This window comes from Nonomuraea sp. NPDC003201 (assembly GCF_053590415.1).
Genome location: NZ_JBSFTC010000515.1, coordinates 1 through 5,247, shown reverse-complemented (window position 1 = coordinate 5,247; position 5,247 = coordinate 1). Strand labels below are relative to the sequence as shown.

General features: G+C 72.5%; 3 protein-coding genes and 1 pseudogene. 1 reads left to right on the top strand and 3 read right to left on the bottom strand.

Annotated elements, in window-relative coordinates; genetic code table 11:
- Window positions 1-155: 155 nt before the first annotated feature.
- Window positions 156-1,010 (bottom strand): annotated as a pseudogene (locus ACWDX9_RS59455) (N,N-dimethylformamidase beta subunit family domain-containing protein); the annotation flags it as partial.
- A gap of 331 nt (window positions 1,011-1,341) precedes the next feature.
- A complete protein-coding gene (locus tag ACWDX9_RS59450) occupies window positions 1,342-2,244 on the bottom strand; it encodes a lactonase family protein (protein WP_449972531.1) in 903 nt (300 codons plus the stop codon).
- Between the two features lie 94 nt (window positions 2,245-2,338).
- Between ACWDX9_RS59450 and ACWDX9_RS59445 the strand changes: the two genes are divergently transcribed.
- A complete protein-coding gene (locus ACWDX9_RS59445) occupies window positions 2,339-3,187 on the top strand; it encodes a bifunctional helix-turn-helix transcriptional regulator/GNAT family N-acetyltransferase (RefSeq protein WP_449972529.1) in 849 nt (282 codons plus the stop codon).
- On the opposite strand, the gene ACWDX9_RS59440 is transcribed toward ACWDX9_RS59445, so the two are convergent.
- On the bottom strand, window positions 3,156-5,247 hold a 2,092-nt coding region (locus ACWDX9_RS59440; protein ID WP_449972526.1), incomplete at its 5' end, for an MMPL family transporter. The two genes, ACWDX9_RS59445 and ACWDX9_RS59440, sit on opposite strands and share 32 nt — an antisense overlap.

Here is a 5,247-nt window from a genome sequence, read left to right as displayed (position 1 = left end):
CAGGGCCGCGCAGATCGGCGACCTCGTGGAGGGCCTGCCCGAGCAGCTCGACACCGTCGTGGGCGACCGCGGCTACCGGCTGTCGGGCGGCGAGACGGCGCCACGTAGTACGTGCTGTCGGAGTGGGTGGCCCGCCCGCCGCCGCAGGAGTACGGCGACTCCGCCAGCACCTGGACGTTCCCCGGCGACCCGCGCGACACCTTGTCGGACTCGACGCCGACCATCCCCGGGAAGCGCCTCCCCTTGGTCCCGGCGAAGATCCAGTGGTGCGGCCGCGTCACCCGGTAGGCGCCCTCCGCCGGGAAGCAGTCGTACATCTGCCCCACCAGCGTGCTCTCCGGCTTGGAGTCCCGCCACAGCCGGCAGAGCCGCTCCTTGTCGCAGGCGAGCGTCCGGTCGTGCATCGCGATGCGCCAGTAGACGGCGTTCGCGCCGAGGAAGGCCAGGTTCGTGCCGGCGTCCCTGGCCGTGGTGACGACCGCGCGCATGCCGGGCGACCAGTACTCGTCGTGCCCCAGCGACACCACCGCGCGGGCGCCGTCGAGCACGCCGGGCTTGAGGTCCAGGTTCGTCAGGTACGCCAGCGGCACGTGGCTCTGCTCGGCCACGGCCAGCGCCTCCTTCTCGAAGTCCAGGAAGAGCCGGGCGCCGTCGTCGTCGTACGGGCGGTCGAAGGTCACGGCGCGGGAGCGGTCGGCGTACCCGCGCGCGCCCGTGTAGAGGCTGTGGCCGCCCCACCGGTTGTACGCCTGCCAGGTGGTGACCGCGTTCACCATCACCACCCGGCCGGCGGTGGAGGCCGAGCGCACGGTGATCGGGACGTACCGCTGGGCGCCGGTCGAGGCGTCGAGCCTGATCAGGTACGCGCCCTCGGGCCAGCCCGCGGTGTCCACGGTGAGCGAGGGCCGCCAGTGGGCCGCGCTCACCGTGCCGCCCACGAGCCGCATCGGCGCCTGCCGTACGCCCTGGACGGCGGGCGACTCCCACACCTTGACCGGGTTCGCGCCCATGCGGAAGGCGCGTGCCGAGAAGCGCGGAGCGGTCGTCGAGACCCGCAGCCCGAAGCGCTCGCCCGGCAGGACGCTCACCCGGTCGGCGTAGCCCTCGATCTCGTGCTCCGCGCCGCGCCGGGTGATGTGCCACGACTCCTGCACCTCCGCCGCGGGCGGAGGCGGCCCGGCCTGGTCCGGGTGCTGGACCGGGCCCTGGACCGGGGCGGGAGCCGGGGGCGAGCCGCCGCACCCGGCGACGACGACCAGCGACGACAGCATGACGAGGATCTTTCGCACCCGTCCATGGTCATGACCGAACGACCCGATGAGCCGTGACTTGGCGAACTCCTTACATGATCAGCACACAGGCCGGGCTTTCGACCTCGTACGACTCCTCCGAGGGCTCGGGCACGCCGTCCTCGAGCCGGAAGACGGTGACGGCGTCCGAGTGCTGGTCGGCCACGTACATGGTGGTCCCGTCGACGGCGAAGTGCCTGGGCCAGTCGCCGCCCGCCGATACCTCCGCCACGTGCGACAGGTCGGCGGCGCGCAGCACCGTGACGGTGTCGGGCCCGCGGTTGGCGACGTACACGAGGTCGCCGGCGAGCTGGAGGTGGGACGGGGCGTTCTTGCCCTCCGAGCGCGAGGCGGGGACGACCGTGTGGCGCCCGCCCTCGATGAGGGTGACGGTGCCGGCGAGCTCGCCCGCCACGTAGAGGCGCGATCCGGAGAAGGCGAAGTGGCGCGGGCCCGTGCCGGGCTCGAGCCTGATCGGCTCCAGCGCGGTGCCGTCGTAGGTGTAGCGGCGGATCTCGTCGGTGCCGAGGTCGGAGACGTGCAGGATCCCGTCGTGGAAGACGGCCTCGTGGGCGTGCGGGCCCTCCTGGCGCTCCGGGTCCGGGCCCGAGCCCTGGTGGCGCAGCACGATCGGCTCGCCCTCAAACGCGCCGCGATCGTCGAGGCGGTAGACGACGGCGACGCCGTCGCCGTAGTTGGCCGCCGCGAGCACGCTGCCGGTCGGGTCCACGGCGACGTGGCAGGGCAGGGAGCCTTCGCTCGGCCGCTCGTCCAGCACGTCGAGGGTCTCGCCCACCTGGAACGCGGTGAGCCAGCCGCGTTCGAGCTCGCCCGCCGCGTACAGCACCGGCAGGGTGGGATGGGCGGCCAGGAACGACGGCGAGGCCACTCTGGTGAGCCCGCCGCCGACCGTGACGATGCCGGGGCCGTATCCGCCTATGTAGACGCGCTTCACAACAGGGATCCTCTCATGGTTGACTGTAGCAATGAGTTCGTTGACAGAGGCAAGGGTCTCTGAGGTCAGGGCCTTCAACCGGTTCTATACGAAAGTGATCGGCGTGCTGCAGGCGGGCATGCTCGACTCGCCGTACTCGCTGACCGAGGTGAGGGTGCTGTTCGAGCTGGCGCACACCGCGCCGATGGAGACCGGGGCGCTGCGCTCCCTGCTCGACCTGGACGCGGGCTACCTCAGCCGCATCCTGGCGCGCTTCGAGACCGACGGGCTGATCTCGCGCGAGCGCTCCTCGTCGGACGCCCGCAAGCAGCTCGTACGGCTCACCTCCGCGGGCACGCAGACGTTCGCGGACCTCGACAGGCGCTCGGCCGAGGAGATCGAGCGGCTGCTGTCCGGGTTGCCGGACGAGAGCCAGGGGCGGCTGGTGGCCGGCATGGCCACGATCAGGGAGCTGCTGGGCGACGGGGGCGCCGGGCAGCCGTACGTGATCAGGCCCCCGCGCGCCGGCGACCTGGGCTGGGTCGTCTACCGGCACGGCGACCTCTACAGCCGCGAGTACGGTTGGGGCATGGAGTTCGAGCAGCTCGTCGCCAGGATCGTCGGCGAGCTGGACTTCTCCCGGGACGCCGGGTGGATCGCCGAGGTGGGCGGGGAGCGGGCCGGCTGCGTGTTCTGCGTGCGGCAGGACGAGACGACGGCCAAGCTGCGGATGCTGCTGGTGGAGCCGTCCGCCAGAGGGCTGGGGCTCGGGCGGCGGCTCGTGGAGGAGTGCCTGCGGCACGCGCGGGCCGAGGGGTACAAGCGGATCACGCTGTGGACCCGCGACTGCCTGGTGAGCGCGCGGCGGATCTACGAGGGGACCGGGTTCGCGCTGGACTCGGAGGAGAGGGGCGTGGAGAACGGGGTCGAGGTCACCGAGCAGATGTGGTCACGCGACCTCTAGGCCACCAGTTGAGCGGGCCCGCCAGGCGCATCAGGCTCGGCACCAGCACCGCCCTGATCACGGTCGCGTCGACCAGCACGGCCACCGCCATGCCGACGCCCAGCATCTGCACGAACATCACCTGCGCCGTGGCGTAGGCGGCGAACGTGAGCGCCAGGATCCCGCCGGCGGCCGTGATCAGCGGCGCGCCCCGCTGCAGGCCGGCGGCCACGGCCTCCTCGGTGTCGCCGGTCCTGTCGTACTCCTCCTTGATGCGGGAGAGCAGGAAGACCTCGTAGTCCATCGACAGGCCGTACGCGACGCAGAGCATCAGGATCGGGATGCTGGGGTCGAGCGTGCCCGTCGGGGTGAAGCCGAGGAGGCCGGCGAGGTTGCCGTCCTGGAAGACCCAGACGACGGCGCCGAACATGACGCCCATGCTGAGCAGGTTCAGCAGGGACGCCTTGAGCGGGATGATCAGGCTCCTGGTCATCCCGAAGAGGACCAGGAACGTGACGCCGAGCATGAGGGCCAGCACCAGGGGGAGCCGGTCGACGATGGAGGCGCGGTAGTCGGCCAGCTCGGCCGGGTAGCCGCCGACCAGGACCTCGAAGGGCGGCTCGACGGCGCGTACGGACTGGACCAGCCGCACCGGGTCGTCGGCCAGCGCCTCGGCGGACGGGACCACGGACAGCCAGGTGTCTCCGGCCGACCCGCGCCGGAACCTCTCGGGGTCGCCGTCGCCCACCCGGCCGCCCTCCGCGAACGACCCGGCGGCCGAGTCGACCTGGGCGACCCCGGGGAGCCGGGACAACGCCCCCGCATACTGCGAAATATCGCCTGACGTCTGATTTTTGGCGATTATCTGGATGGCGTCGGTCTCCTCCGCCGGGAAAGTCTGGCGGATGATCTCCTGCGTCTGCCGGGACGACGCCTCCGGGGGCAGGATCCGGTCGTCGGCCACGCCGAACCGCAGCCCCAGGAACGGTGAGGCGAGCAGCAGCAGCACCGCCGTGGCCAGCCCGCCGAAGATCAGCGGCCGCCGCATCACCCGGACGGCCAGCGCGTGCCAGAATCCCGCCTCCCGCTCCGGCCTGACCAGCTTGGGGAGCACCGTGGCCCCGATCGAGGCCAGCACGGCGGGCAGCACGATCACCGCCGCGAAGAGGCCGCCGGCGACGACGGCGATGCCCGCGTACGCGAAGGATCTCAGGAAGTCGAACGGCAGCGCGAACAGCACGGCCAGGGACGAGGCCACGGTGAGCCCGCTGAACAGCACCGTCCGCCCCGCGTGCTCCACGGCCCCGGCCACCGCGCTCGCCCGGTCCGCGCCGCGCCGCGTCTCCTCGCGGAAGCGCTGGATGACGAACAGGCAGTAGTCGATGCCGAGCCCGAGCCCCATCGCGAGGGTCAAGTTCAGGGCGAACGTGGAGATGCCGGTGAAGGCCAGGGGCACGCGCAGCAGCGCCAGCCCGATCACCATCGCGAACACCCCGGCCAGGATCGGCGCCAGGGCCGCCATGGCGCGCCGCTGGTAGAGCCAGAGCAGCGCGAACGCCAGCGGGAAGATGACCAGCTCGGCCCGTACGAAGTCCTGCCTCGACAGCGGCACGGCCTCCCTGAAGACCTCCTCCCCTCCCCCGGCCCGCACCCGGAGCAGGCCGGTGCCCTCGGTGATCCCGGGCACGAGCCCGGGCAGCACCCGCCCGCGCACGTGGTCGGCGTCCCCCGGGATGCGCACCACGATCAGCGCGTGCCTGCCGTCCTGGCTGCGCATGGTGGCGGGCCTGCCGCGGGTCCAGTACGAGGCGGACTCGGCGACCCCCTCCCGACCGCCGATCCGCGCGGTCAGCGCCCTGCCCTCGGCCTCGACCGCGGGGTCGTCCACGGTGCCGGCCTTCGCGGTCACCAGGAAGATCATGTCGGGGCTGCCCGTCCCGAACCGCCGTACCAGCTCGGCCTGCGCCCGGTCCGACTCCGACCCCGGCGCCTCGAACCTGGCCAGCGACAACCGCGGCACCGCCCCGGCCGCCAGCGCCGCGGCGACGGCGAGCACGATCAGGGCCAGCGCGAGCACGGCC